The organism is Alloyangia pacifica (genome assembly GCF_020524285.1).
In the GTDB taxonomy this organism is placed as follows: domain Bacteria; phylum Pseudomonadota; class Alphaproteobacteria; order Rhodobacterales; family Rhodobacteraceae; genus Salipiger; species Salipiger pacificus_B.
In genome coordinates this window covers 137642-163814 of record NZ_JAIVKX010000018.1, presented here as the reverse complement: position 1 = coordinate 163814, position 26173 = coordinate 137642, and the positions used below count along the sequence as shown (strand labels likewise).

Genomic DNA, 26173 nt, shown 5'->3' with positions numbered 1-26173 from the left:
CTATCTCCGGGCCAAACCAAGCAGTTTCAAGATTTTCCAAAGAATGTCCTACCTCGACAATATCCGCACCTTCGTCCGTGTCTACGAGTTGGGCAGCATGTCCGCCGCAGGCCGCGATCTGCGCATCTCGCCGGCGGTAACCTCGGCGCGGATCTCGCAGCTCGAGGAGCATCTCAACGTGCGGCTGTTCCAGCGCACCACGCGCAACCTCACCCCGACCGAGCAGGGGCGGGCCTTCTACGGCGGCGCGCGCGAGGTGCTCGAGGTTCTGGAGGCGGCCGAGGCACAGGTGGCACAGCTCACCGACAACCCGAAGGGCTCGCTCTACGTAGCGGCACCTCTCGGCGTCGGAAGGCGGTTGATCGCGCCGCATGTGCCGGGGTTTCTCAAGCAATACCCGGAGGTGCAGATCCGCCTGCGCCTGTCGGACCGCAAGGTGGACCTGACGACCGAGGGGCTGGACCTGGCTTTCTTCCTCGGAACGCCCGAGGACAGCACGCTGCGCCTGCGCAAGATCGCCGACGTGACGCGGGTGCTCTGCGCCTCGCCCGATTACATCGCGCGGCGTGGCAACCCGGTGTCCGGCGAGGCGCTGGTCGCGCATCGCCACGAGTGCCTCAATCTGCGCTTTCCCGGCGCCACCGAGTTCCAGTGGCGGCTGCGCACGCCCGATGGCCCGAAGCGCTTTGCCGTGGCGGGGCGCTACGAATCCGATGACGGCGACGTGCTGACCGACTGGGCGCTGGCGGGGGAGGGGATCGCGCTGAAGCCGGTCTTCGAGGTGGCCGAATACCTGCGCAGCGGCCGGCTGGTGCCGGTGGCCGAGGCCACGCCGCCCGAGCCGATCCAGATGGCCTGCCTCTTCACCCACCGCAGGGGACAGGACCCCAAGACGCGCCTGTTCATGGACTACGTCACCGACCGCGTCGGCGCCGCGATCCGGCAGGCCGAGCAGCGGGCGGCGGAAAGCGGGCGCTAGGGACGTGCCGCGCTCCGCGCAAGCTGGTTGAGGCAGCTTCAAACATAAATTGAAAATCATCCGGCATTATCCGGATTACACGTTGGGGATGACCCGGAGGCAACACCGAAGGAGCCCGTCCCCCATGACGCTGCACAGCCCGATCACCGCCCGCCGCTACCCCCGTGACATGACCGGATACGGCGAGACCCCGCCCGCCGCCAACTGGCCGAACGGCGCGAAGATCGCGGTGCAGATCGTCCTCAACTACGAAGAGGGCGGCGAGAACAACATCCTGCACGGCGATGCCGCCTCCGAAGCCTTTCTGTCGGAAATCGTCGGGGCGGCGCAGTGGCCGGGCCAGCGCCACTGGAACATGGAGTCGATCTACGAATACGGCGCCCGCGCCGGCTTCTGGCGGCTGCACCGGCTGCTGAAGGACATCCCCGTCACGGTCTACGGCGTCGCCACCGCGCTAGCCCGCGCCCCCGAGCAGGTCGCGGCCATGCAACGCGCCGGGTGGGAGATCGCCTCGCACGGGCTGAAGTGGGTCGAGCACAAGGACATGCCCGAGGCAGAGGAGCGTGCGCAGATCCGCGAGGCGATCCGCCTGCACACCCTTGTCACCGGCGCGCCGCCGCGCGGCTGGTACACCGGGCGCTGCTCGATGAACACCGTGCAACTGGCGGCCGAGGAGGGCGATTTCGCCTATATCGCCGAAAGCTACGCCGACGATCTGCCTTATTGGAGCCGGATCGCGGGCAAGGACCAGCTGATCGTGCCCTACACGCTAGACGCCAATGACATGCGCTTCGCTTCGCCGCAGGGATTCAACTCCGGCGACCAGTTCGAGAGCTACCTGCGCGACAGTTTCGACACGCTCTACGAAGAGGGCGTGGCGGGCGCTCCGAAGATGCTGTCGATCGGGCTGCATTGCCGCCTGGTCGGTCGCCCGGGGCGGGTTGCGGCGCTGAAGCGGGTACTGGCGCATATGGCCGCCCACGAGGGGGTCTGGTTCGCCACCCGTGCGCAGATCGCCGATCACTGGGCGGCGGAGCACCCCGCGCCGACAGGTCCGCGCCCGTCCGAGTTGGACCGCGGCAGCTTCATAGAAGCCTTCGGCGGCGTCTTCGAGCACAGCCCGTGGATCGCCGAGGGCGCGCATGCGCTGGAACTGGGCGAAACCCATGACACCGCCCGCGGCGTTCATTCGGCGCTGGCTCGGGTGTTCCGCGCGGCCCCCGATGAAAAGCGACTGTCGGTGCTGACGGCCCACCCAGACCTCGCGGGCAAGCTGGCGCAGGCGAGGCGGCTGACGGCGGAGTCGACCGCCGAGCAGGCGGGCGCGGGGCTGGACGCGCTGACCGACACCGAGCGCGCCGCCTTCACCGAGCTGAACGCGGCCTATACCGAGAAATTCGGCTTCCCCTTCATCATCGCCGTGCGCGACAACGACAAGGCCTCGATCATGGCGGCCTTCCGACGCCGGATCGAGAACGACCGTCCCACCGAGTTTGCCGAGGCCTGCCGTCAGGTCGAACGCATCGCCGAGCTGCGCCTGCTGGACAAGCTGGGCGCATGAGCCGGATCGACGCCGCGCCGCTGACCGCCGGAGCCTTCGCCCCCTATGGCGAGGTGCTGGAGGCCGAAGGCGCGCCCGACCGGATCATCAACCAGGGGCTGTGCGGACGTTTCCACGACCTCGCCACGCTCGACGTTCTCGACGGCCGCGCCGGGATCAGCCTGTTCAAGGCCGAGCCGCGCAGCCTGCCGCTGCGCCTCGAGATGGTCGAGCGACATCCGCAGGGCAGCCAGGCCTTCGTGCCGATGAGCCATGACCCGTTTCTGGTGGTGGTCGCCCCTGACGAAGGTGGCCGCCCCGGCACGCCCCGCGCCTTCCTGACCCGCGCAGGGCAGGGCATCAACTTTCATCGTGGCACGTGGCACGGGGTGCTGACCCCGCTCTACGCGCCCGGGCTCTTTGCCGTGATCGACCGGATCGGCGCGGGGCCCAACCTCGAGGAGCATTGGTTCGAAGAGCCCTACCTCGTTCACGCCACCGCGTGAGGACGCCGGCAGCAAGACCGGCCCTGCGCCTCAACAGGGAGCTGACCCAGACATGACCGACACCCGTATCGGAACGCCCGAGCAATTGCGCGATCCCAATTTCACCCCCGCCCTGCAGACGGCGATCCCGCTCGGCATCCAGCACGTGCTGGCGATGTTCGTCTCGAACGTGACGCCGGCGATCATCGTCGCCGGCGCGGCGGGCTTCGGTTTCGGCTCGAACAGCCCGGATTTCCCGGAGCTGCTCTACCTCATCCAGATGTCGCTGCTGTTCGCCGGCGTCGCGACGCTCCTGCAGACGATAACCGTCGGCCCCGTCGGTGCGGCGCTGCCGATCGTGCAGGGCACCTCCTTTGCCTTCATTCCGATCATGATCCCGCTGGTCGCGGGCAAGGGCGTGGACGGTCTCGCCGCCATGTTCGGCGGCGTCGTGGTGGGCGGCCTCTTCCACGCGCTGCTCGGCACGGTGATCGGGCGCATCCGCTTTGCCCTGCCGCCGTTGGTCACCGGCCTCGTGGTGACGATGATCGGCCTCGCGCTGGTCAAGGTGGGTATCGAATACGCGGCCGGCGGCGTGCCGGCCAAGGCCAGCGGTGCCGAGAGCTACGGCTCCTGGCTGAGCTGGTCGGCGGCGCTGGTGGTGCTGGTGGTGACGCTGGGGCTGAAGTTCTTCGCCCGCGGCATGCTGAGCATCTCGGCGGTGCTGGTCGGCATTCTCGTCGGCTATGCCTACGCGATCTTCGCCGGGCTGCTCTCGGTCGACGCGATCACCGCCTCCTGGCAGAACGCCGCCGCCTTCTCGCTGCCGCAGCCGTTCCGCTACGGGATCGAGTTCTCGGTGGCCTCGATCATCGGCTTCTGCCTGATGGCCTTCGTCTCGGCGGTCGAGACGGTCGGCGACGTTTCGGGCATCACCAAGGGCGGCGCGGGCCGCGAGGCCACCGATCGCGAGATCGCCGGCGCCACCTATGCCGACGGCGTCGGCACGGCCATCGCGGGCCTCTTCGGCGGCTTTCCGAACACCTCGTTCAGCCAGAACGTCGGGCTGATCGCCATGACCGGCGTGATGAGCCGCCACGTGGTGACCATCGGCGCGATCTTCCTGATCGTCTGCGGGCTGGTGCCCAAGGTCGGCGGGGTGATCCGCACCGTGCCGATCGAGGTGCTGGGCGGCGGCGTCATCGTGATGTTCGGCATGGTCGTGGCCTCGGGCGTGTCGATGCTGTCCGACGTGGACTGGACGCGCCGCAACATGGTGATCTTCGCCGTCGCGCTGTCCATCGGCCTGGGGCTGCAGCTCGAGGTGCTGAACGTGGCGCCGGGCGCACCCAATGCGCTGCAGCACCTGCCCGACACGCTGCGCATCCTCGGGGCTTCTGGGATCCTGCCCGCGGCGCTGATCGCTATCGTGCTCAACCTCGTGCTGCCGGAGGAACTGGCCGAGGAATCCACCGAAGAGGTCTCGGGCGGCCTCGCCGGCCATCGCGGAGAGGAGCCGCGCGGCGAGAGGGTCTGACCCGATCAACCCTTGGTGGAAGCTGCGGCGCGTCCCTTCGGGGGCGCGCCGTTTGCTTTGATGGCCTTTTGGATGATTGGTTCTGCACTCCTTGCCGGTGAGCGGCGCGCAACTGGCCCGGAAACAAGGCCGATGGCCGCTGGGTGAGCGGGCGTTCATCGGAGCGCTATCGGTTCGAGCCCTATGGACGACGCCGTCCCGGCGGGCTGGCGCTTTGTCATCCTTGCGTAGGGATTGGGGGTATCCGGACCCGGTTCAGGATGAAGCGATGACCTCATGGCGCGGAGCGCCCTCCCGCGGGCAGGCGCACCCTGCGCGCGTTGCACCTATTGGCTGGTCAAAGAGAAAGGGCGGAGGCTTTTGCCTCCGCCCTTGGCGTCTCCAGAAGAACGCTGGCGTCAGAAATCGACCTCGATTGCGATGCCCTTCTCGACCGCCAGATCGACCACCGCCGCGGCGACCGCGAGATCCTGCAGGCCCACGCCGGTGCCGTCGAAGAGGGTGATCTCTTCCGCCGAAGCGCGCCCCGGATGCGCGCCATTGATCACCGCGCCAAGCTGGGTGATGGCGCTCTCGTCGATCAGCCCCTGCGCCACCGCGTGCTGCGCCTCGCCAATCGAGACCGATTGCGCCACCTCGTCGGTGAACACCGTGGCCTTGGCGAGCAGCGCCGCAGAGACCTCCTGCTTGCCCGTCGTATCGGTGCCCATGCAGGCGATATGGGTGCCGGGCGAGACATGCTCGGGTTTGAGGATCGCTTCGAACGACGAGGTGATCGAGATGATCACGTCGGCCGCGCGCAGGCCCGGCAGATCAACCGCCTCGAAGGGCACGCCCGCCTCGGCGGCCACCTTTTCGAGGTTGGGCAGCATCTCGGGGTGCAGGTTCCAGCCGATGACCTTGTCGAACTCGCGCTGCTCGAGCGCGGCGCGCAACTGGAAGGTGGCCTGGTGGCCCGCGCCGACCATGCCGATCACCCGCGCGTCCTCGCGCGCGAGGTGGCGGATCGAGACCGAGGAGGCGGCGGCGGTGCGCAGCGCGGTCAGCAGGTTGCCGCCAACCATCGCCCTGGCCTTGCCAGTGTCGGGATCGAAGAGGAAGACCGTCGACTGGTGGTTGATGATGCCGCGCTTTTCGAGGTTGTTCGGCCAGTAACCCCCGGCCTTCAGCCCCAGCGTCAGGCCGGCGCGGTCGAAGCCGCCCTTGAAGCCGTAGAGCGCGTCTTCATGGCCGATGGCCTCACGCACCACGGGGAAATTGTAGGCGTCGTCGGCGGCCATGGCGGCAAACACCTTCTCGACCGCGGCAAAGGCGGCCTCGCGGGTCATCAGGTCGGCGATCTCGCGTTCGGGAACGATGAGCATCAGGGCTCTCCTTTCAAAGAAAATACGCCCGCGCGCCGGGACAAGAGAGCGCGCGGGCGAGGCGTGCCCGGACCTCGGTCCGGGCAGGGGCAACGGAAAATGGGGGTTTCAGTACGCCTTGCCGCGCGCGGAGACCGGCCAGAGCGCCTCGACCTTGCCGCCGCGCACGCCGACGTACCAATCGTGGACGTTGGCAGTGGGATCGCAATGGCCCGGCACCAGCTTGAGCTTCTCGCCGACCTTCAGCACGCCGCTTGGGTCGGCGATCACACCGTGCTCGTCCGAGCATTTGACGTATTCCACGTCGGTGCGCCCGTGTATCACCGGCAGGCCGCTGTCGACCGACTGCGCCTTGAGGCCTGCGTCGCAGATCGCCTTGTCGGATTTGGCGTGGCTCATCACCTGCGTGAGAATGAAGAAGGCGTTTTCCCACTCGCCGTTGTCGATGCGGTTGCCGTCCTTGTCGCGGATGCGGCCGTAATCGGCATCCATGAAGGCGTAGGAGCCGCACTGAAGCTCGTTGTAGACGCCCGAGTTGCTCTCGAAATAGTAGCTGCCGGTGCCGCCGCCCGAGACCAGTTCGGGCTTCAGACCCGCCGCCTCCAGCGCCGCCACGGCGTCTTCGACCTGTGCGATGGCGACGGCCAGTTTCTCGCGCCGCGCCTCGTAGCTGTCGAGGTGTTGCATCGCGCCCTGGTAGGCCTGGATGCCGGTGAACTTGAGGCCTTCGGCGGCGGCGATGGCCTGCGCGATCTCCACCACCGCCGCGGCGGTGGTCACGCCGCAGCGGCCGGCGCCGCAGTCGATCTCGACGAAGCATTCGAGCGTGGCGCCGTGGTGCCGCGCCGCCTCCGACAGCTCGGCCACGTTGGCGAGATCGTCGACGCAGACAATGACGCGTGCGCCGAGCTTGGGCAGGCGGGCGAGGCGGTCGATCTTGCGCGGATCGCGCACCTGGTTCGACACCAGCACGTCGGTGATGCCGCCGCGCACGAAGACCTCGGCCTCGGACACCTTCTGGCAACACACGCCGATGGCCCCGCCGAGCCGCATCTGCAGCTTCGCCACGTCCACCGATTTGTGCATCTTGCCGTGCACGCGGTGGCGCATGTTGTGGGCGCGGGCGTAGTCGCCCATCTTGCGGATGTTGCGCTCGAGCGCATCGAGATCGAGCACGAGGCAGGGCGTCTGGATGTCCGACGCGTTCATGCCGGGCAGCGCCGGCACGTCATAGCCCACCTCGAGTTGGTCGAAAGTCACGGGTGCGTTCATGGCTCAGGCTCCTTGCGTCCAGGGCAGGCGGTCGAGATCGACATTGCCGCCGGTGATGATGAGACCGACGCGCTTGCAGGCGAAACGGTCCCGGTTCTTGAGGATGGTGGCAAGCGGCACGGCGCTGCTCGGCTCCATCACGATCTTCATGCGCTTCCAGATCAGCTTCATCGCGTCGATGATTTCGTCTTCAGACGCGGTGAGAATGTCGCTCACATGGTTAGAGACGAAATGCCACGTCAGGTCCTTGAGCGGCACCTTCAGCCCGTCGGCGACGGTCTCGGGCGCGTCATCGGCGATGATGTGCCCGGCCTTGAAGCTGCGGTAGGCGTCGTCGGCCTGCTCTGGCTCGGCGGCGATGACCTTCACCTCGGGGGCCAGCGTGGAAAGCGTCAGGCAGGTTCCCGAGATCATCCCGCCGCCGCCGATCGGGGCGACGACCATGTCCAGACCGTCCGTCTGCTCCATGAACTCGCGCGAACAGGTGCCTTGCCCTGCAATGACGCGAGGGTCGTTGTAGGGGTGGACGAAATCGCCGCCCGTGGCCGCCTGGACCTCGGCAAACACCGCCTCGCGGGACGAGGTGGAGGGCTCGCATTCGGTGATGATGCCGCCGTAGCCGCGCACCGCGTCCTTCTTGGCCTGCGGCGCGGTGCGCGGCATGACCACGTTGCAGGGGATGCCGCGGCGCCCGGCGGCGTAGCTCAGCGACAGCGCATGGTTGCCGGAACTGTGGGTGCAGACGCCCCGCGCCGCCTCGGCATCGGTGAGGCCGAAGACCGCGTTGGAGGCCCCGCGCACCTTGAAGGCCCCGGCCTTCTGGAAGTTTTCGCACTTGAAGAAGAGCTGCGCGCCGGTGAGCTCGTTCAGGAAGGACGAGGTCAGCACCGGGGTGCGATGGATGTGCGGTGCGATGCGGGCGTGGGCCGCCAGCATGTCGTCATAGGTGGGGATGTTCAGCGCGATATCCTTCATCACGCGGCCTCCTTCCGGGTCAGCGCGGGGGTGGCGCGGTAGAAGTCCTGCGCCGCGGCGACGCCCGAGCCGAGCGTGATGTCGAGCCCCAGATCCTTCATGCACATCTCGGCGCAGGCAAGGCCGGAGAGGGTCATGACGTCGGTGAGGCTGCCCAGATGCCCGATGCGGAACACTTTTCCGGCAACCTCGCCGAGCCCGGTGCCGAAGGCGACGCCGTAGGTCTGCGCCGCACGACTGACGATGTCGGTGGCGTTGAACCCTTCCGGCGTGCGGATCGCGCTGACCGTGTCCGAGTAGACCTCGGGCGAGACTGCGCAGAGCTCCAGCCCCCAGGCGCGCACCGCGGCGCGCACCCCCTCGGCAATTCGGTTATGACGGGCGAAGACATTCTCCAGCCCCTCGTCCAGCAGCATCCGGCAGGACTCGTTCAGCCCGTTCAGCAGGCCGACGGCCGGGGTGTAGGGATAGGCGTTGTTGGCATAGCCCTTGGCCATGTCGGTCACGTCGAAGAAGGTGCGCGGCAGTTTCGCGGTTTGCGTCGCCGCCATGGCCTTGTCGCTGAAGCCCACGATGGCGAGACCCGGCGGCAGCATGAAACCCTTCTGCGAGCCGGTGACGGCGCAGTCGACGCCCCAGTCGTCGAACCGGAAGTCCATCGAGGCGATCGAGCTGACGCCGTCGACGAACAGCAGCGCCGGGTGGCCCGCCTCATCGAGCGCGCGGCGCACCGCGGCGATGTCCGAGCGCACGCCTGTGGCGGTCTCGTTGTGGGTGGCGAGCACCGCCTTGATCCGATGGGACTTGTCCGCGGCGAGGATCTCGGCGTAGCGCTGCGCGGGCAGGCCCTCTCCCCAGGGGGTCTCGACGATCTCGACGGTCAGCCCGTGGCGCTGGCACATGTCGATCCAGCGGTGGCTGAACATGCCGTTGCGCGCCGCCAGCACGGTGTCGCCGGGCGAGAGCGTGTTGCTCAGCGCCGTCTCCCAGCCGCCGGTGCCGGTCGCGGGAAAGATGAAGACCTCGGCGCTGGCGCTCTGCAGCACGCGGCGCACGCCCTCGCGCGCCGGGTGCAGGATCTGCCCGAACAGCGGCGAGCGATGGTCGATCGTCGGCATGTCGCAGGCCTTGCGCAGGCTCTCGGGGATATTGGTCGGGCCCGGGATGAAAACGGGGTTCTGAAAGCTCATGGCCACCTCCTCTGGTCGCTGAGAGGCACCGTAGCCGGGGTTCCCGGTACAGGAAATTTTTTTGAAATCGTTTTTCAAAAATGAGAAGTTTTGGAAAATCACGCGTTGTCAAATGCTTGATTTTTTCATATCGTGAATTTCGCTTTCAAGTTGAACGAAAGAGATTTGATGGATTCTCCGAAAGATGCCGAAACCAGCCCGCGCCGCGCCCGTGGCAGGCCGCGCGGCTGGGAGGACAACAGCGCGCAGAACACCATCAAGTCGCTCGACCGAGCGATGGAGGTGCTCGATTACCTGAGCACCCATTCCGGGCTGACGCTCTCGGAACTGGCGGGCGATCTGAAGCAGTCCCCGGCGACGGTCTACCGCATCCTCGTCACCCTCGAAGGGCGGCGGCTGGTCGAGTTCGACCCCGCCGAGCAGCTCTGGCACGTCGGTCCGCAATCCTTTGTCATCGGCGCGCGCTTCCTGCGCCGCACCAGCCTCGTCGAGCGGGCGCGGCCGATCCTGCGCGGGCTGATGGAAGAGACCGGAGAGACCGCGAACCTCGGCATCGTGCGCGAGGCCTCGGTGCTGTTCGTCAGCCAGGTCGAGACGCATGAGAGCATCCGCGCCTTCTTCCCGCCGGGCACGCTGTCGCCGCTGCATGCCTCGGGCATCGGCAAGGCGCTGCTGGCCGAGATGGCCGGAGAGCGGCTGGAGAAACTGCTGGTGCGGAAGATGGAGCGGTTCACCGAACACACTCTGGCCGAGCCCGGGGCGCTGCGCGCCGACCTCGCGGCGATCCGGGCGCGGGGCTATTCCATCGACGCGGAGGAGAAGAACCTCGGGATGCGTTGCATCGCGGCCGCGGTCTTCGATACCTCGGGCGAGGCGGTGGCGGGGATCTCCGTGTCCGGCCCGACGATCCGCATGCGCGAGGACACGACAGACGAGACGGGCCGCGCGGTCATGCGCGCGGCCCGGGAGCTTTCGGCGGCGATCGGCGGGATCAGACGGCCGGAGCGCTGACCTTTTTCGGCGCGCCCATGGGCTGCGCCGCGCCGGAGGGGCGCAGCGCCATGTGCCGGTTCACGTCCTTGTAGAGCAGGTAGCGGAAGCGGCCCGGACCGCCCGCGTAGCAGGCCTGCGGGCAGAAGGCGCGCAGCCACATGTAATCGCCCGCTTCGACCTCGACCCAATCCTGGTTGAGCCGGTAGACCGCCTTGCCCTCGAGCACGTAAAGCCCGTGTTCCATCACGTGGGTTTCGGCAAAGGGGATCACAGCGCCGGGCTCGAAGGTGACGACGGTGACATGCATGTCGTGGCGCAGGTCGCTCGGGTCGACAAAGCGGGTGGTGGCCCATTTGCCATCGGTGCCGGGCATCGGGGTGGGGGCGATGTCCTGCTCGTTGGCGATGATCACCTCGGGGTGGGGCAGGCCGGGCACCGCCTCGTAGGCCTTGCGGATCCAGTGGAAGCGCAGGGTCTCGGCGCCCTTGTTGCGCAGGGTCCAGAGCGTGGCGGGCGGCAGGAAGGCGTAGCCGCCCTCGCGCAGCACATGGCTCTCGCCCTCGACGGTGAGCGTGGCCTCGCCCTCGACGACGAAGAGCACGCCCTCGGCGCCCGCGTCGGTTTCGGGGTGGTCCGAGCCGCCGCCGGGCTGCACTTCCATGATGTACTGCGAGAAGGTCTCGGCAAAGCCGCTGAGCGGCCGCGACAGCACCCAGAGGCGGGTGTCCTCCCAGAACGGCAGGAAGCTGGTGACGATGTCGCGCATCGTGCCCTTGGGGATCACCGCATAGGCATCGGTGAACACAGCGCGGTCGGTCAGCAGCTGGCTCTGGGGCGGGTGGCCGCCGGTGGGGGCGTAGTAGTTGGTGGTCATTCGTGGCTCCGGTCGGAGGGGTCTTTGCATCTACTATGGGTGGCGGCCGCGCCGGGGGCGACAGGGCGGGAGGCTAAAACACTTTCTTGAATTCCAAGATAATCTTTGCCGTCCTTTCGGTTTGACTGGAAAGATTGCTCTCGTTGCCCTGACCTGCGGGACAGCTTAGCCGCCTCAGGCCGGCTGCAACTCCGGCACCTGTGCGGCGTGTCTGCCCTGCTTCTGCGGTACGCCCGCCACATAGGTCTCGGCCACGGCGCGATCGTCGCCCAGCATCTGCAGCACGAAGAGCTCCTCGCTCAGCGTCCCGGCCCGCTGCATGCGCAGCGCCATGGGCTCGGTGGCCGAGGAGTCGACCACCACGATGTCCGCCTCGGTGCCCGGCTCCAGCGTGCCGATCTTGTCCTCCAGCCCCAGCGCCACGGCGTTGCCGCGGGTGATCCAGTGGAAGGCGCGCAGCGGGTGCAGCTTCTGGCCCTGCAATTGCAGCACCTTGTAGGCCTCGTTCAGCGTCTGCAGCATCGAGTAGCTGGTGCCCGCGCCGACGTCCGTCGCGATGGCATTCGTGATCCCGCGCCCGCGCAGGCCGGCATCGTCGAAAAGCCCGCTGCCGAGGAAGAGGTTCGAGGTCGGGCAGAACACCGGCTTGGCACCGGTCTCCGCCAGAAGGTCGATCTCGCGCGGCTTGAGATGGATGGAATGGCCCAGCAGCGCCCCGGGGCCGAGCAGGCCGTAGCGCTCGTAGACACCGAGGTAGTCGGGCGCCTCGGGGTAGAGGCTCAGCGTATAGGCGATCTCGTCGCGGTTCTCGGACAGGTGGGTCTGCACGTAGCACTCGGGGTGCTCGGCGGCGAGCGCGCCGGCCATCTCCATCTGCTCGGGGCTCGAAGTGATGGCGAAGCGCGGGGTGATGGCGTAGCTGGCGCGGCCCTTGCCGTGCCAGCGGGCGATCAGCCGCTTGGTCGCGTCATAGCCCGATTGCGGCGTGTCGCGCAGCGCCACGGGGGCGTTGCGGTCCATCATCACCTTGCCGGTGATCATCCGCATGTCGCGACGCGCGGCTGCAGTGAAGAACGCCTCAGCCGAAGCTTCGTGGACCGAGGCGTAGGCGACCGCGGTTGTGGTGCCATGCGCGCAAAGCTGGCCCATGAACCAGTCGGCCATGGCGTCTGCGTGCGCGGGGTCGGCGAAACGGGTCTCTTCGGGGAAGGTGTAGCTGTTCAGCCAGTCGAGCAGTTGCGCCCCCCAGGAGGCAATGACCTGCACCTGCGGGAAATGGATGTGGGTGTCGATGAACCCCGGCATCAGCAGGTGCGGGCGGTGGTCCACCACCGGCACGCTCGGCGCCTGTCGCGAGAGTTGCGCGAAGCTGCCGGTGCCGCGAATGATCCCGCCCGCGATCAGGATCGCCCCATCCTCGATGTAGCGATAGGCGGCTTGGTCCTCGGGGCCCTGCGGTTCGGCGGTGAAACTGAGGATGCGTCCGCGCAGGAGCACTTGGTCGGTCTTCATGGGGGCACCTTTCGGGGAGTTGTCGGGGAAGAAAGGGGCGCGGGCCGGGATGCGGCCCGCGCCGGTGGGGTGAGGATGCCTCTGCCCGGATCACTCCGCGGGCGCGGCAGGCGGCTCCTCGACCACCACGGTCTCGTTTTGCGTCGCGCCCTCGCGGTGGAAGAGCGGGTAGATGTAGAGGAAGGCGGCGGCGATCAGGTATCCGGCCGACACCGGGCCAAGCGCGGGCCAGTGCAGGCTGGCGCCGTGGATGATCCCCACCAGCGACATCAGCGCGGCGGCCAGCGCGAAGCCTCCGGCGTTGCGGAACCTTCCGTCGATCACGCTGGCGACGATGGCGCCCCAGATCAGGCCGGTCAGGATCGCCCCCTGGCTCAGCGACTGGTGGCCGGCGAAATGCGCGCCCTGCTGCAGCAGCGCCGCGGTCAGCGCCTCGTCGCCAAGCCGCTGCAGGCCCTCGGCGCCGGTTGCCTGCAGCGCGCCCATCAGCGCCCCCCATTTGATCATCAGGAAGGAGGACACATGCGGCATCATGGCGATCGTCACGGCGGCCATATGCGCAGGCTTCACGCAGTGGGCGGTGTTGGTGATCAGGCTCAGCGCCACGAAGACCAGCACCGGCGCGGCGGCAGCCTCGGGGATCAGGTTGTTGAGAAAGGCCAGCAAGCCGAGGAAGGCGGCCAGCGGGATCACCACGGCAATGCCGATGATGTAGCCCGCATGCGCGCCCATGCGCTTGTAGGCCGGGTGGCCGATGTAGGCGGTGGTGGGGAAGGGCGAGCCGAAGACCGCGCCGATCATCGTGCCGAGCCCGTCGGTGATCTGGCACACGCCGACCGGGTAGTGATCCCCGGCGCTTTCGGCGCTCTCGACGTTGTTCATCGTCTCGATGAAATTGTAGATCTGTACCGGCACCAGTACGAGGAACAGTTCGGGGTTGGCAAAGAGGTGCCGGATGCCCGCAATCAGGTCGCCGACGTAGGGCAGCGGCGGATAGAAGCCGGTGCCCTCGAGGCTGATCCGCGCTTCGCCGATGCTGAAGGCGACGGCGGTGCCGACGAACAGCGCCAGCAGGCCCGCGGGGATGTTGAACGGCAGGCGGAAGCGTCCGACGAGCCCCCAGAGGATGATGATCATCGAGGCGAAGCCGACGTAGGGCTGCTCGAAGACGGTGGCCAGCGGCACGGTGCCGATGAACACCAGCGCGATGCCGCAGAGCGTGCCAAGCATCCCGGCGCGCGGGGTGACCCGCTTCAGCCACGGCCCGACGATGGCGCCGAGCGCGGCGACGATGCCGCCCATGAAGCCCGCGCCGATGCCGACCTGCCAGGCCAGAATGGGATCGTTCGTGGCCCAGTAGATCGGGCCGATGACGCCGAAGAGATAGACGAACATCACCGGCGTCGAGATGCCGTAGGGCAGGGCGGTGACATCGCGCCCGTGCCGCGCGGCGGCGCGTTTGGCCAGCACGACATAGGCCGCGACACCCGACAGGATCGCCACCGCCGCGCCGGGCAGGATACGGCCATAGACGATCTCGGCAGGCATGCCGAAGACGAACTGGCAGACGCCCGCCAGCACCATCAGGTTGATCAGGTTATCAGTGAACAGCGCCCAGAAAGCACTGAAATCGCTGCGTGAGAACAGCCTGTAGTCGTAACTCCCTTCCCGCATGTGGGATCTCCTCGGGTTGCTTGCGATGGTCCCGCGGCGCCCGCTCCTCTTCGGGCGGTCGCGGGGGTTACTCGGCGGCGAAGGCCATGGGCTGCGCCGCGCCGTGCTGGCTGGTGAGGGCGGTGAGTACCTCGGCCACCACGAAGGCGGCGATCACCTCGGGGCGTTTGTCGCGGCTGCCCTGCGCGCCGATCGGGCAGGTGAGCGCGTGGGTCTCCAGCCCGTCGCACTCGTCCCGCGCGAAGCGACGGAACTTCTCGCGCTTGGTGGCCGAGCCGATCAGCCCGACGTAGCGCGCGTCGTCGCGCTGCAGCGCCGCCGAGGCGCAGAGAAAGTCGAGCGCGTGGTCATGGGTCAGCACGATGAAGGCGCTGCCCGGCGGGGCCATGGCGATCTCGATCTCGGGCAGGGGGGTGAGACGGGTTTCCACCCGCGCGGCGCTTAGCGCCAGCTCCTCGGCGCGGCTGTCGATCAGAACGCAGCGCACCGGTAGGAGCTGCAGCAGATCCGCCAGCGCTCGGCCCACGTGGCCCGCACCATGGACCTGCACCATCGGCAGAGCGGCGGCCTCCTCTGCCGCCCGTGCCCGCGCCGCGTGCCGGTCGGTTGCGCTCATGCGGCTCAGCGTGACCTCGACCCGCCCGCCGCAGCATTGCCCGATCTCGGGGCCGAGCGGCACGTCCAGCGTCTGCGCCAGGTCACCCCGCGCCAGCAGCGCCCGCGCGGCGGCGATGGCCCGGTGTTCGAGCTGGCCGCCGCCGATGGTGCCATGGCGGGAGGTCTCGCTGACATACATCTCGCATCCTGCCTCGCGCGGCGAGGAGCCGCGCACCCGTGCCAGCCGGACCCGTGCGACCGGCCCTGGCGCGCTCAGGAAGGCGTCGAGAGAGGTCATGACCGCCCCGCCAGCCGCTCGACCGCCATCAGCACGCGCTCCGGCGTCGCGGGGGCGTCGAGGCGCGGGCATTCGCGGTAGTCGGCGACGCTGGCGACCGCCATCGACAGCGCCTCAAAGACCGAGATGCCCAGCATGAAGGGCGGCTCGCCCACGGCCTTGCTGCGCTTGATTGTGCGCTCGCGGTTCTGCGACCATTCGGCGAGGTTCACGTTGAACACGCGCGGCCGGTCCGAGGCGAGCGGGATCTTGTAGGTCGAGGGCGCATGGGTGCGCAGCGCGCCCTTGTCGTCCCACCACAGCTCTTCGGTGGTCAGCCAGCCCATGCCCTGAACAAAGGCCCCTTCGACCTGCCCGCGGTCGAGCACCGGGTTCAGCGAGCGTCCGACGTCGTGCAGAATATCGGTGCGCTCGACGCGGTACTCGCCGGTCAGCGTGTCGATGGTGACCTCCGAGCAGGACGCGCCATAGGCGAAGTAGTAGAAGGGCCGCCCCTTGCCCGCCGCGCGATCCCAATGGATGTCGGGCGTCTTGTAGAACCCTGCCGCCGAAAGATGCACGCGCGCCATGTAGGCGGCCTTGATCACCTGCTCCCACGGCAGCAGTTGCGCGCCCACCTGCAGATGGCCCGGCACAAAGCGCAGCTCTTCGGGGCGCACGCCCCAATGTCCGGCGGCAAAGTCGACCAGCCGTGCCTTGATCTGATCGGCGGCATCCAGCGCCGCCATGCCGTTGAGATCCGAGCCCGACGAAGCGGCGGTGGCGGAGGTGTTCGGCACCTTCTCGGTGGTGGTGCGGGTGATCTTGATGCGCTCGAAGTCCACCTGGAAGGCGTCGGCCACCACCTGCGCCACTTTGGTGTTGAGCCCCTGGCCCATCTCGGTGCCGCCGTGGTTGAGGTGCACCGAGCCGTCCGAGTAGACGTGGATCAGCGCGCCTGCCTGGTTGTAGTGGGTCGCGGTGAACGAGATGCCGAACTTCACCGGGGTCAGCGCGATCCCCTTGCGCAGCACGCCGCCCTGCGCGTTGAACGCGAGGATGTCCCGGCGGCGCTGCTGGTAGGCGCAGCTCTCCTCCAGCTCCGAGACGACGCGACCGATGATGTTGTCGGTGACCTCCTGGTGGTAGGGGGTCAGGTTCCGGCCGTCGTGCGCATCGCCATAGAAGTTGGCCTTGCGCACCTCCAGCGGGTCCTTGCCGAGCGCATAGGCGATCTCTTCGATCATCCGCTCGGCGGCGACCACGCCCTGCGGCCCGCCGAAGCCGCGGAAGGCGGTGTTCGAGACGGTGTTGGTCTTCATCGGGCGGCTTTGCAGCCGGACGTGCGGGTAGAAATAGGCGTTGTCGGCGTGGAACAGCGCGCGGTCGGTGACCGGGCCCGACAGATCCGAGGACCAGCCGCAGCGCGCGGCAAAATTGCCGTCCACCGCGCGGATGCGGCCCGCGCCGTCGAATGCCACGTCATAGTCGATTACGAAGTCGTGGCGCTTGCCGGTGGCGGTCATGTCCTGATCGCGGTCGGGGCGGATCTTCACCGGGTGGTTCAGCCGCTTGGCGGCCATGGCCGCGACCACCGCAAAGAGGTTCATCTGGCTTTCCTTGCCGCCAAAGCCCCCGCCCATGCGCCGCACGTTGACCACCACGGCATTGCTCGGCACGCCCAAGACATGCGCCACCATGTGCTGCGCCTCGCTCGGGTGCTGGGTCGAGCAATGCACGATCACGTCGTCATCCTCGCCGGGCAGGGCAAAGGCGATCTGCCCCTCGAGGTACATGTGGTCCTGCCCGCCCACTGAGAGCCGCCCCTGCAGCCGGTGCGGGGCGGTGCGCATCGCGGCCTCCACCTCGCCCCGCTCTAGCTTCAGCGGGTCGGTGATATGCGGATAGCCTGCCGCCTGCGCCGCGATCGGGTCCAGCGCATGGGGCAGCACCTCGGCCTCGACCTTGGCAAGCGCGGCGGCCCGGCGGGCGGCGTCGCGGGTCTCGGCGATCACCGCAAAGAGCGGCTGGCCGTGAAACTCGATCTTCTCGGTTGGGAAGACCGGCTCATCGCCGCGCCCGGTGGGGCTGATGTCATTGTGCCCGGGAATGTCGGCGGCGGTGAGCACGTCGACCACGCCGGGGGCGGCGCGCACGTCGGAAAGGTCGAGCCCCTTCAGTGTGGCATGGGCCACCGAAGAGACCCCGAGATAGGCGTGCAGCGTCCCGATGGGTTCGGCGATGTCGTCGGTGTATTCGGCAAGGCCGCGCACGTGCTTGATCGCGCTGTCGTGCTGGCGATCCTCGTGAACCGCGCCGCGGATGTTGGGCTGGTGTTTCATGTCTCTCCTCCCTCAGGCGCTCAGGCGGACGGGCTGGCCATCCTGTTCGAGAAAGAACCGCCGCAACAGGTTCTGCGCGACGCGCATCCGGTAGTCGGCGCTGGCCCGCCAGTCGCTGAGCGGGGCGAAATCCTCGGCCATGGCGCGGGCGGCGGCGGCAAAGCTGGCCTCGCTCCAGGGCTGGCCCAGCAGCGCGGCCTCGGCCTTGGCGGCGCGCTTCGGCGTGGCCGCCATGCCGCCAAGCGCGATGCGGGTATCGCGGATCACTCCGCCTTCGACGGTGACGCTGATCCCGGCGGCGACCGCCGAGATGTCCTCGTCGCGGCGCTTGGAGATCTTGTAGGCGGCGCAGCGGGTTGCCGCCGGGGGCAGGGGGATGCGGATGCTCTCGACGAATTCGCCGGGGCTGCGGTCCTGCTTGCCGTAATCGATGAAGAACGCCTCCAGCGGCAGGCTCCGGCGGGCGGCACCGTGGCGCACGGTCACCTCGGCACCGAGCGCGATCAGCACCGGGGGCGTGTCGCCGATGGGCGAGCCATTGGCGATATTGCCGCCGATCGTGCCCATATTGCGCACCTGCCAGCCGGCGATGCGGTCCCAGTACTCGGCGAGATGCGGCAGATGCGCGGCGATCAGCGGCTGCAGTTCGGAATAGCTGACACCGGCGCCGAGGGTGATCGCACCGTCGCCGACCTCGACCGCCTTCAACTCGGGCAGATGCGCGATGAAGATCGCGGGCGAGATCGGGCGCAGGAACTTGGTCACCCAAAGGCCCACATCGGTGGAGCCCGCGATCACCGTCGCCTGCGGATGCGCGGCATAGGCCTCGGCGAAATCGTCCAGATCGGCGGGCAGAATGGCGCGGTTGTCCTCGGGGCCCGTCTCGACCCGGCGCCCGTCCGTCAGTGCCTCGAGCTGCGCCGTCACCCGGGCCCGCTCCTGCACCAGGTGGTCCGCCTCGGGCGTACCGTGGGCGCTCACCGCAACGGCGGTGCGGATGATCGGCGCGTAGCCGGTGCAGCGGCAGAGGTTGCCCTGCAGCGCGGTCTCGACCTGCGTCTCGGTCGGCTGCGGGGTCTGCATCCAGAGCGCGTAGAGCGACATGACGATGCCGGGCGTGCAGAACCCGCATTGCGCGCCGTGATGCTCGACCATCGCCCGCTGCACCGGGTGCAGCGCGCCATCCGGGCCCGAAAGATGCTCGATCGTCACCACGTGGCAGCCATCGAGCGAGGCGGTGAAGCGAATGCAGGCGTTGACCGCCTCGTAGCGCAAGTCGCCCTCGTGCAGGCGGCCGACGAGCACGGTGCAGGCGCCGCAGTCGCCCTCGGCGCAGCCTTCCTTGGTGCCGGTGAGCCGGCGATCGAGCCGCAGGAAGTCGAGCAGGGTCTGGGTGGCCGGGACCTCGGGCAGGCTCACCGCCCGTCCGTTGAGCAGAAAACGGATCTCGCTCCGGTGCGTCATGCATCCCTCCGTGGCTGAGCATGTGTCTGGGTCTTCGGAGCGGACGCTAGCGGAAGGCACTCTCAATGAATACGCGTGGTTTCGCCAAGGACTTTATACGGAACGTTGATAATAATCTGTCGCGGGCCGTAGTATGCCGGGGCGGGACGATCAGCGGCCGAGGAGCGGAGCGATGCAATACATTGAAAGCCTGCGGGTCTTCGTCCGGGTGGTCGAGCTTGGCAGCATCACCTCGGGCGGGCGCGACCTGCGCCTGACGCCGGCGGTGGCGAGCAAGCGGATCAAGGAGCTGGAAGGGCGCCTCGGTGTGCGCCTGTTCAACCGCACCACCCGCTCGATCACCCCGACCGAGGTCGGGCGGGTGTTCTACGAGCAGGCGCGGACGGTGTTGGCCTCGGTGGACGAGGCCGAGGCGGTGGTGGCGAACTTCTCGGAGACGCCGCGCGGCGCACTGCGGGTGACGGCGCCGCTCGGGATCGGGCGGCGGATCATCGCGCCGCTGGTGCCCGCCTTCACCGAAAGATACCCGGAGGTGCAGGTGCAGATGCGCCTGTCGGACCGGCTGGTCGACATGATGGGTGAGCGGCTCGACGTGGCCTTCTTTCTCGGCGTGCCGAAGGATTCCAACTTCAAGCTACGGCACATTTACGATTGCCCGCGCGTGCTTTGCGCCGCACCTGCCTACCTCGAGACTCGCGGGATGCCGGCAACGCCCGAGGAACTGCTCGGCGGGCGGCACAACTGCCTGCTGCTGCGCTATCCCCGCTCGCCCGAGTATTTCTGGCAACTCCAGACCGCCACCGGCCTGCGGCGGCTGGAGGTGGAAGGCCCCTTCGACGCCGACGACGGCGACGTGTTGACCCGTTGGGCGCTGGATGGTCAGGGCATCGTCAACCGACCTCGGCTCGAGGTCGCGCAGCACCTGCGCAGCGGCGCGTTGATCGAGGTTCTGCCGGACACGCCGCCGCTACCCTCGACCCTGGGCTGCCTGTTCCCGCACCGGAAGCTGCAGGACCCGAAGATCAGGCTTTTCGTCGACCACATGGCGGACGCGGTGAAGACGGTGATAGCGGGCATGGAGGCCGCGCAATGACAGCCCGATGGGTCCGCCGGGCGGCACACGGTCAACGGGCGGGACAAGGGCGCCCAGCCCCGGACGCGTCGCCCGAGGCGCGGCGCGTCACTCTGTCCGCTCCGACCCTGGGGGTCAGCCGGCCTGCCAGAGCTGCAGCGGCAGCGTGCTGAAGGTCTCCACACCGTGACCGTCCTCACCGATCGCAAAGGTCTGGCCGACGCCGGCGACGAGGCCGGTTTCGGTGTCGGGGATCATGATGTGCACGAAGAACACCATGCCCGGCGCCAGCACCAGCGGGTTGCCGCTGTAGATCATCGGCGGCACGTCCATCCACGTCGGTTTGAACGTGCAGCCAAGCGCGTAGCCGCAGGCGGCGTAGCGCGCCTTCTGGAAACCCGCGCCGTCGAGAACGCTTCGGTGGATGTCATCCAGGGTGCCCAGCCGTTCGCCCGGCACGGCCGCCTCCTTGATGCGCTCGAGCGCCTCGATTGCGACGCCCATCTGGCTGACCTGCCGGGGGTCGGTACGGCCGACCGAGACCGTGTGCTCGATCACCACGTGGTAGCGGCAGGCGGAGCCGGCGAGTTCGATCAGGACCTGGTCGTCCTGCTCGATGCTGCGCGGGCCGCCGATGCCTCGGCCGAACAGGGCGCGCGGGCCGACGTTCACCAGCGGACCGCCCGAGGGCATGTCGGCCCCGGCGCCCAGCATCGCGGTGACCGCCGCCCCCGAAAGCGCGGTATCGAAGGCGCCGGGACGCGCCGCCTCGATCGCCGCGAGGGTGGCGGCATCGGCCAGACGGCCCGCGGCGCGGGTGTAGTCGAGCTCCATGGGAGATTTCACCAGCCGCTGACCACGCACGATGTCCGAGGCATCCTCCAGCGCGCAGACCCCCTCCAGCGCGGCATCCACCGAGCGACCGTTGGCGGCGGTCAGCCCGTAGGTCGCATATTCCACGCCGACCTTTCCGCCCCGAAGGCCCATCTCCTCGAGCAGCGTGCGCAGATCCTGCGCCGGATCCGCGCCCTCGGCGTTGAGCCAGATGCGCACGTCGTCATAGAGCGAGTTCACCTCGGCCTGGCGCTTGTCCGGGGTCCGGGTGAGCAGGGTCAGGAGGCCCTCCGACGCGGTGACGATGCCGACCTGGAAGAACACGTAGCCGGCGGTGTCGAAACCGGTGAGATAGAAGTGGCTCTCCTGGGCGAAGACCAGCAGCGCGTCGAGACCGCGCTCGGCCAGCAGCGCGCGGGTGCGTGCGAGACGGGCGCGGTATTCGCTTTCCGGAAAACGGAGATTGACGGCGCCATTGGCGCTGTGCCCGGTGAATTCGGTCGCGAGGTCGGTCATGTGATGTCGCATATATCGCAGATGGTCATGAGGTAGATGCGGATGCAGTCAAGGTAGTCCTCGATCTCCACCCGCTCGTCGGGCATGGTGTTGAACTTGCCGCCGGGCCCGCAGACCACGCCCTCCATGCCGCCGTGCGCATAGAGATGGCCCGCGTCGGTTCCGAAAAAGCCCGTCGGGGTGATCGGACCGGTGGGCTGGGCCGTGCCGCGCACGCTTTCGTAGGCCGCGTTGAGCGCCGTGACGATGCGGCTGTCGGGCGCGACCTCGAAGGCGGGCATGATCGGGCGGCCTTCGGAAGCCTCGGTGCGGACCGTGGCCTTGAGCCCGGGGCGGCGTGCCACGAGACGGTCCAGCACCGCGCGGATGTCGGCCAGCGCAGTCTCTTCCGTCTGGCCCGGACCGTAGCGGCCCGAGCCTTTCAGCCGCACGAAATCGGCCACCTGCGGCGGGCGCCACTCATGCAGATCGCGACCGAGCGCGCCGTGCATCACCCCCACGTGCACGCGGTTGATGGCGCGGTGCGCCTCGCTCGGGGCGTCCGAGAAGGTCAGCGCGGTCAACTCGGGAACGAGCTCGCAGGCGGCGAGGATCGCGTCCACCGCCTCTTCGCGCTTCGACAGGTGCCGGGTGATGCCCTCGAGTTCCACCACGAAGGTGAAGGCACAGGCATGCATCGTGACCGCCTGCAGGTCCGAGGGTTCGGAGTTGATGAAGTAATCGGCGCGCAGCCCGGCATTGACCGCCGCCAGCGTGCCGACGCCGCCCTGCAATTCGCCGATCACGAAGGTCAGGATGACATCGCCCTTCAGCCGCACGCCATTGCGGATCAGCGTCTCGACGGCGCAGAGGTAGGCGGCGTCGCCGGCCTTCATGTTCGACACGCCGATGCCGTAGATGAAGGACTCGTCGATCTTGCCTTCCCAGGGATCGACGGTCCAGCCCTCGGTGGCCGGGTTGGTGTCGAGGTGGCCGTTGAACAGCAGGCTCTTCCCGCCGCCGGTGCCGCGCCAGATGCCGATGGCGTTCACCCGGTCGCCCTCGACCGGCATCAGGTAGGCCTCGTCGAGGCCGATCTCCTGCATGATCTCGACCATGCGCGCGGCCAGCACCCGTTCGCCCGGGGTCTCGGAATAGCTCTTGTGCTGCACCATCTCGGCCAGCCGGGACAGGCAGGCGGAGGTGTCGATGTTCTCCGCCAGGGTCTTGGGGTCGGTCATGTGCGGGGCTCCATGTGCAGGCCCGGTGTCTCGGGCCGGTGCGGGACGGGGACCGCATCGAGCAGGGCACGGGTGTAGGGGTGGCGGTCGGGGGACTCGGCATCCGCGACGTCGAAGGCATCCACCAGCGCGCCGCGCTGGAACACCACGATGCGATGCGCGAGCTGGCGGATCAGGTTGAGATCATGGGTGATGAAGATGCAGGCCGCGCCGGAGCGCCGCTGCAGATCGATCAGCAGCCGTGCGACCGCGGCCTGGACCGACACGTCGAGAGCCGCGGTGATCTCGTCGCAGATCACCAGGCGCGGTTCGGCGGCAAAGGCGCGGGCGATGGCCACGCGCTGCTTTTCACCGCCGGAGAGCTGGTGCGGGTAGCGGGTCGCGTAGTCGGCCGGCAGCAGCACCATTTCGAGCAGCTCGCGGACCCGTGCAGCGATTTCGCCGCGGGGCGCGAGGTTGTAGAGCTTCAGCGGGCGCGAGAGGATGCCGCCGATGGTCTCGCGCGGGTTCAGGCTCGAATCCGGGTGCTGGAAGATGATCTGCACGTCCCGCCGGTAGGGCCGGTCGAACGCCTCGCGCGCGGCGAAGCTGCGGCCGTCGAAACGGATTTCCCCCTCGAAGGGGTTCAGCCCGGTCGCCGCCTTGGCGATCGTCGATTTGCCCGATCCGCTCTCGCCGACGATGCCCACCAGCTCGCCCGGGCGCACGTCGAGGCTGATGCCCCGCGCGCCCCAATGCGGCGCCGCCGTCTTGTCGAGCAGCCGTGTCAGCCAGCCGGGGGCATTGTACTGCACGCCGACGTCGCGCGCCTCGAAGAGCGGTGCCGGATCCTGCGGCGCGGGCAGGGCGAGCCGGTCTTCGGGCCGCGGCAGCGCCGCGAGCAGCTTTTGCGTATAGGGGTGCGCGGGGGCCGCGAAGACATCTTCCAGCACGCCGCTTTCGACGATCTTGCCCTTGTGGATCACCGAGACCGTCTTGGCGATCCGCGCAACCAGACCGAGGTCATGCGTGATGTAGAGGGCGGCCACCCCGGTTTCCTCGCGCAGTTGCACGAAGAGGTCGAGGATCTGGTTGGCGGTGAGGATATCGAGCGCGGTGGTCGGCTCGTCGAAGATGATGAGCTCGGGGTTGCAGGCGAAGGCCGTGGCGATGACCACGCGCTGCTTCTCGCCGCCCGAGGCCTCGTGCGGGTAGCGCTGCATCATCTCGGCGGGCTTGGCGATGCCGGTGCGGGCCAGCGCCGCCTCGCTCTCGCGCAGCGCCTCGTCGTGGCTCATGCCGCGGTGCCGGATGAGGACCTCGGCGAGCTGCTCGCCGAGCCGCATCGCGGGGTTGAGCGACGACGACGGGTCCTGGAAGACCATGGCGATGCGCCGCCCGCGCAGGGCTTCCAGCTCGGACCGGCCTTTGCCGATCATGTCTTCGCCCGACAGCAGGATGGCGCCGCCGGTGTCGCGGGCGTTCTCGGCCATGTAGCGGGTGATCGCCCAGGCGAGCGTCGATTTGCCCGAGCCGCTTTCCCCGACCAGCGCGTGCGTCTCGCCGCGCCAGATCATCAGCGAGACATCGTCGAGCGCGGTGGTGGTGCCGGTCTCGGTGTCGTAGGCCATGGAGTAGTTGCGGACGTCGAGCACCGGGGGCTCGATCACCGGCGTCGGGCCATCGGTACGGATGCGGGAGCTCATCAGTGGCCTCGTTTCGGGTCAAAGGCGTCGCGCAGGGCGTCGCCGAACAGGTTGAACCCCAGCGCGGTCACGGCGATGGCCAGGCCGGGAACGGCGACGCACCAAGGATTGCGGAACATGAACTGCCGGGCTTCGGCGACCATCAGGCCCCACTCGGTCGAGGGCGGCTGTGCGCCCAGCCCGAGAAAGCCCAGCGTCGCGCCGATCATGATCGCGAAGCTGACGCGGATGGTCGCCTCGACGATGATCGGCCCCAGCGCGTTGGGCAGGACCTCGCGCCCGACGATCCAGGCGCCGCTCTCGCCGCGGGCCTGCGCCGCCAGAACGTATTCGCGGGTCCGCACGGACAGCACGGCGCTGCGCGAAATGCGCGCCATGCCGGGGGTGAAGGTGACCGCGACGGCCAGCATGGCCTGGGTTGTGCCGCCACCGAGGAAGGTGACGATCAGCAGCGTGAACAGCAGTTCGGGCATGGCCAGCATGCCGTCGAGCACCCGCATGATGACACTGTCGGTGCGGCCGCCGGCGACCCCGGCGATCACGCCGATGACCGAGCCGACGCCGACGCCGAGCACCGTAGCACCCAGCCCGAAGGCGACTGTGGCGGGCGCGCCGCTCAGCAGCCGGGACAGCAGGTCGCGACCATATTGATCGGTGCCGAGCCAATGCGCGAGGCTGGGGCCCTCGAGCCGGGCGCGGGCGTCGAAGGCCTGCGGGTCGTAGGGGGTGATCCACGGGCCGAAGATCGTCACGAAGAGCACCAGCGCAAGCAGCAGTGTGCCGATGAGCCCGGTTGGGGATTTCAGGATTTTACGCATAGCGCACCCGCGGATCGAGCTTGGCGATGACGATGTCGGCCAGCAGGTTGGAAAGGGCATAGACCACCGCGAGCAGCAGGGTGACCGCCTGGATCACCGGCAGATCGCGGTTCTGCAAGGCGTAGATCAGCAGCCGGCCGAGGCCGGGCCAGGCGAAGATCTCCTCGACCACGATGATGCCGCCCAGCAGGTAGCCGATGTCGAGCGAGATCACCGCCACGGCCGGGGCCAGCGAGTTGGGCAGGGCGTGGCGGCGGATCACCCGGCCCTCGGGAACGCCCTTGAGACGGGCGGCGCGGACGTAGTCGGAGGCCAGGACCTCCGACAGCTCCGAGCGCACCTGGCGCGAGATATGCGCCATCAGGATCAGCCCCAGCGTCACCGCCGGAAGGATCGCGTGCTCGACGAAGCCGCCGAAGTCCTCCACCGGCGAGACGAAGCCGCCGGCCGGCAGAAGCTGGCGCACCGGGTCGGCAAAGAACACCAGCAGCAGGGTCGCCGTGACGAATTCCGGCAACGCCGTGCCGACGTAGGAGATCAGGCCGATGCCGAGATCCCAGGCGGTGCCGCGGCGCAGGGCCGCGAGCGTTCCGAGCGGGATCGCGATCAGCGTGACGCCCACGAGGGCGATCAGCGCAAGCGACATGGAATTCCAGAAAGCCTCGCCCACGACCTGCGCAACGGGAAGCTGCAACCGGAGCGACGTGCCGAAATCGCCATGCAAGACCCCGCTGACCCAATGCAGGTACTGGACGGGAAGCGGTCGATCGAGCCCGAGTTGGCGCTCGAGCGCCGCGAGGTTCTCGGCAGAGGCATTCTCTCCGAGGATCATCAGCGCAGCGTTGCCGGGCAGGATCGTGGTGATGGCGAAGACGGCGATGCTGACGATGCACAGCACCACCAGCACCGCGCCGAGGCGGCGTAGGAAGTAGGCGAGACTCACTGGGCTTTCC

21 protein-coding genes are annotated in these 26173 nt (G+C 68.3%); 6 read left to right on the top strand and 15 right to left on the bottom strand.

Annotated features, from left to right (window positions below):
* The first annotated feature begins 43 nt into the window (after positions 1-43).
* The 4 genes from LC039_RS22265 to LC039_RS22250 all read left to right on the top strand — a co-directional run bounded on the left by LC039_RS22265 (position 44) and on the right by LC039_RS22250 (position 4541).
* Positions 44-979: a LysR family transcriptional regulator gene (locus tag LC039_RS22265; RefSeq protein WP_226628364.1), complete on the top strand. Its 936-nt coding sequence runs from the start codon at positions 44-46 to the stop codon at positions 977-979.
* Positions 980-1103: 124 nt separating this feature from the next.
* Positions 1104-2540, top strand: a complete 1437-nt coding sequence (gene puuE, locus LC039_RS22260) for an allantoinase PuuE (protein ID WP_226628363.1) — start codon at positions 1104-1106, stop codon at positions 2538-2540.
* Entirely contained in the window at positions 2537-3025 is a 489-nt protein-coding gene (locus LC039_RS22255; RefSeq protein ID WP_092431454.1) for an ureidoglycolate lyase, read from the top strand. The genes puuE and LC039_RS22255 overlap by 4 nt, the downstream gene beginning before the upstream one ends.
* 52 nt (positions 3026-3077) lie before the next feature.
* Positions 3078-4541, top strand: a complete 1464-nt coding sequence (locus LC039_RS22250; RefSeq protein ID WP_226628362.1) for a uracil-xanthine permease family protein — start codon at positions 3078-3080, stop codon at positions 4539-4541.
* Positions 4542-4939: 398 nt separating this feature from the next.
* Here LC039_RS22250 and bhcD read toward each other — a convergent pair whose 3' ends face one another.
* From bhcD to bhcA, 4 genes are all read right to left on the bottom strand, one after another.
* Positions 4940-5905, bottom strand: coding sequence for an iminosuccinate reductase BhcD (gene bhcD / locus LC039_RS22245; RefSeq protein WP_226628361.1), 966 nt, complete (start codon positions 5903-5905; stop codon positions 4940-4942).
* 108 nt (positions 5906-6013) lie between these two features.
* The gene (bhcC, locus tag LC039_RS22240) at positions 6014-7177 is read right to left on the bottom strand and encodes a 3-hydroxy-D-aspartate aldolase BhcC (RefSeq protein ID WP_226628360.1); all 1164 of its coding nucleotides are present in this window, start codon (positions 7175-7177) and stop codon (positions 6014-6016) included.
* Positions 7178-7180: 3 nt separating this feature from the next.
* The gene (bhcB, locus tag LC039_RS22235) at positions 7181-8152 is read right to left on the bottom strand and encodes a beta-hydroxyaspartate dehydratase BhcB (protein ID WP_226628359.1); all 972 of its coding nucleotides are present in this window, start codon (positions 8150-8152) and stop codon (positions 7181-7183) included.
* Entirely contained in the window at positions 8152-9342 is a 1191-nt protein-coding gene (gene bhcA / locus LC039_RS22230; protein ID WP_226628357.1) for an L-aspartate--glyoxylate aminotransferase BhcA, read from the bottom strand. Before bhcA ends, bhcB begins: the two co-directional genes overlap by 1 nt.
* A gap of 168 nt (positions 9343-9510) precedes the next feature.
* Here bhcA and bhcR point away from each other — a divergent pair, with 168 nt between their 5' ends.
* Complete coding sequence (gene bhcR / locus LC039_RS22225) at positions 9511-10353, top strand: HTH-type transcriptional regulator BhcR (RefSeq protein ID WP_226628356.1); 843 nt, start codon at positions 9511-9513, stop codon at positions 10351-10353.
* Here bhcR and LC039_RS22220 read toward each other — a convergent pair.
* The 6 genes from LC039_RS22220 to xdhA form a co-directional block, all read right to left on the bottom strand.
* A complete protein-coding gene (locus LC039_RS22220) occupies positions 10334-11209 on the bottom strand; it encodes a bifunctional allantoicase/(S)-ureidoglycine aminohydrolase (protein ID WP_226628354.1) in 876 nt (291 codons plus the stop codon). The genes bhcR and LC039_RS22220 overlap by 20 nt on opposite strands.
* 174 nt (positions 11210-11383) lie before the next feature.
* Entirely contained in the window at positions 11384-12721 is a 1338-nt protein-coding gene (gene guaD, locus LC039_RS22215; protein ID WP_226628352.1) for a guanine deaminase, read from the bottom strand.
* A gap of 90 nt (positions 12722-12811) precedes the next feature.
* Positions 12812-14395 carry a xanthine/uracil/vitamin C permease gene (locus LC039_RS22210; protein ID WP_226628351.1) on the bottom strand — a complete coding sequence of 528 codons (1584 nt, stop codon included), beginning with the start codon at positions 14393-14395 and terminating at the stop codon, positions 12812-12814.
* Positions 14396-14462: 67 nt separating this feature from the next.
* Positions 14463-15290 (bottom strand): xanthine dehydrogenase accessory protein XdhC, encoded by an 828-nt coding sequence (xdhC, locus tag LC039_RS22205; RefSeq protein ID WP_226628350.1) that lies wholly within the window; start codon positions 15288-15290, stop codon positions 14463-14465.
* Positions 15287-17611, bottom strand: a complete 2325-nt coding sequence (gene xdhB / locus LC039_RS22200; RefSeq protein ID WP_226628349.1) for a xanthine dehydrogenase molybdopterin binding subunit — start codon at positions 17609-17611, stop codon at positions 15287-15289. Before xdhB ends, xdhC begins: the two co-directional genes overlap by 4 nt.
* A gap of 12 nt (positions 17612-17623) precedes the next feature.
* On the bottom strand, positions 17624-19075 hold the full coding sequence (gene xdhA / locus LC039_RS22195) for a xanthine dehydrogenase small subunit (RefSeq protein ID WP_226628348.1): 1452 nt from the start codon (positions 19073-19075) through the stop codon (positions 17624-17626).
* 172 nt (positions 19076-19247) lie between these two features.
* Between xdhA and LC039_RS22190 the strand changes: the two genes are divergently transcribed.
* Entirely contained in the window at positions 19248-20168 is a 921-nt protein-coding gene (locus tag LC039_RS22190) for a LysR family transcriptional regulator (RefSeq protein ID WP_226628347.1), read from the top strand.
* A gap of 114 nt (positions 20169-20282) precedes the next feature.
* Here LC039_RS22190 and LC039_RS22185 read toward each other — a convergent pair whose 3' ends face one another.
* From LC039_RS22185 to LC039_RS22165, 5 genes are read right to left on the bottom strand one after another with little or no spacing between them, the layout of a single operon-like run.
* Positions 20283-21497 (bottom strand): M24 family metallopeptidase, encoded by a 1215-nt coding sequence (locus tag LC039_RS22185; protein ID WP_226628346.1) that lies wholly within the window; start codon positions 21495-21497, stop codon positions 20283-20285.
* Positions 21494-22717 carry a M20 family metallopeptidase gene (locus tag LC039_RS22180; protein WP_226628345.1) on the bottom strand — a complete coding sequence of 408 codons (1224 nt, stop codon included), beginning with the start codon at positions 22715-22717 and terminating at the stop codon, positions 21494-21496. Before LC039_RS22180 ends, LC039_RS22185 begins: the two co-directional genes overlap by 4 nt.
* Positions 22714-24402 carry a dipeptide ABC transporter ATP-binding protein gene (locus LC039_RS22175; protein ID WP_226628343.1) on the bottom strand — a complete coding sequence of 563 codons (1689 nt, stop codon included), beginning with the start codon at positions 24400-24402 and terminating at the stop codon, positions 22714-22716. The genes LC039_RS22180 and LC039_RS22175 overlap by 4 nt, the downstream gene beginning before the upstream one ends.
* Complete coding sequence (locus LC039_RS22170; protein ID WP_226628341.1) at positions 24402-25220, bottom strand: ABC transporter permease; 819 nt, start codon at positions 25218-25220, stop codon at positions 24402-24404. Before LC039_RS22170 ends, LC039_RS22175 begins: the two co-directional genes overlap by 1 nt.
* Entirely contained in the window at positions 25213-26163 is a 951-nt protein-coding gene (locus tag LC039_RS22165) for an ABC transporter permease (protein WP_226628339.1), read from the bottom strand. The genes LC039_RS22170 and LC039_RS22165 overlap by 8 nt, the downstream gene beginning before the upstream one ends.
* Between the last annotated feature and the right edge of the window lie 10 nt (positions 26164-26173).

What these genes read in the sequence shown, in the direction of transcription:
- LC039_RS22265 (WP_226628364.1), top strand. Translation starts at nt 44, where the DNA reads ATGTCCTACCTCGACAATATCCGCACCTTCGTCCGTGTCTACGAGTTG.
- puuE (WP_226628363.1), top strand. Translation starts at nt 1,104, where the DNA reads ATGACGCTGCACAGCCCGATCACCGCCCGCCGCTACCCCCGTGACATG.
- LC039_RS22255 (WP_092431454.1), top strand. Translation starts at nt 2,537, where the DNA reads ATGAGCCGGATCGACGCCGCGCCGCTGACCGCCGGAGCCTTCGCCCCC.
- LC039_RS22250 (WP_226628362.1), top strand. Translation starts at nt 3,078, where the DNA reads ATGACCGACACCCGTATCGGAACGCCCGAGCAATTGCGCGATCCCAAT.
- bhcD (WP_226628361.1), bottom strand. Translation starts at nt 5,905, where the DNA reads ATGCTCATCGTTCCCGAACGCGAGATCGCCGACCTGATGACCCGCGAG.
- bhcC (WP_226628360.1), bottom strand. Translation starts at nt 7,177, where the DNA reads ATGAACGCACCCGTGACTTTCGACCAACTCGAGGTGGGCTATGACGTG.
- bhcB (WP_226628359.1), bottom strand. Translation starts at nt 8,152, where the DNA reads ATGAAGGATATCGCGCTGAACATCCCCACCTATGACGACATGCTGGCG.
- bhcA (WP_226628357.1), bottom strand. Translation starts at nt 9,342, where the DNA reads ATGAGCTTTCAGAACCCCGTTTTCATCCCGGGCCCGACCAATATCCCC.
- bhcR (WP_226628356.1), top strand. Translation starts at nt 9,511, where the DNA reads ATGGATTCTCCGAAAGATGCCGAAACCAGCCCGCGCCGCGCCCGTGGC.
- LC039_RS22220 (WP_226628354.1), bottom strand. Translation starts at nt 11,209, where the DNA reads ATGACCACCAACTACTACGCCCCCACCGGCGGCCACCCGCCCCAGAGC.
- guaD (WP_226628352.1), bottom strand. Translation starts at nt 12,721, where the DNA reads ATGAAGACCGACCAAGTGCTCCTGCGCGGACGCATCCTCAGTTTCACC.
- LC039_RS22210 (WP_226628351.1), bottom strand. Translation starts at nt 14,395, where the DNA reads ATGCGGGAAGGGAGTTACGACTACAGGCTGTTCTCACGCAGCGATTTC.
- xdhC (WP_226628350.1), bottom strand. Translation starts at nt 15,290, where the DNA reads ATGACCTCTCTCGACGCCTTCCTGAGCGCGCCAGGGCCGGTCGCACGG.
- xdhB (WP_226628349.1), bottom strand. Translation starts at nt 17,611, where the DNA reads ATGAAACACCAGCCCAACATCCGCGGCGCGGTTCACGAGGATCGCCAG.
- xdhA (WP_226628348.1), bottom strand. Translation starts at nt 19,075, where the DNA reads ATGACGCACCGGAGCGAGATCCGTTTTCTGCTCAACGGACGGGCGGTG.
- LC039_RS22190 (WP_226628347.1), top strand. Translation starts at nt 19,248, where the DNA reads ATGCAATACATTGAAAGCCTGCGGGTCTTCGTCCGGGTGGTCGAGCTT.
- LC039_RS22185 (WP_226628346.1), bottom strand. Translation starts at nt 21,497, where the DNA reads ATGACCGACCTCGCGACCGAATTCACCGGGCACAGCGCCAATGGCGCC.
- LC039_RS22180 (WP_226628345.1), bottom strand. Translation starts at nt 22,717, where the DNA reads ATGACCGACCCCAAGACCCTGGCGGAGAACATCGACACCTCCGCCTGC.
- LC039_RS22175 (WP_226628343.1), bottom strand. Translation starts at nt 24,402, where the DNA reads ATGAGCTCCCGCATCCGTACCGATGGCCCGACGCCGGTGATCGAGCCC.
- LC039_RS22170 (WP_226628341.1), bottom strand. Translation starts at nt 25,220, where the DNA reads ATGCGTAAAATCCTGAAATCCCCAACCGGGCTCATCGGCACACTGCTG.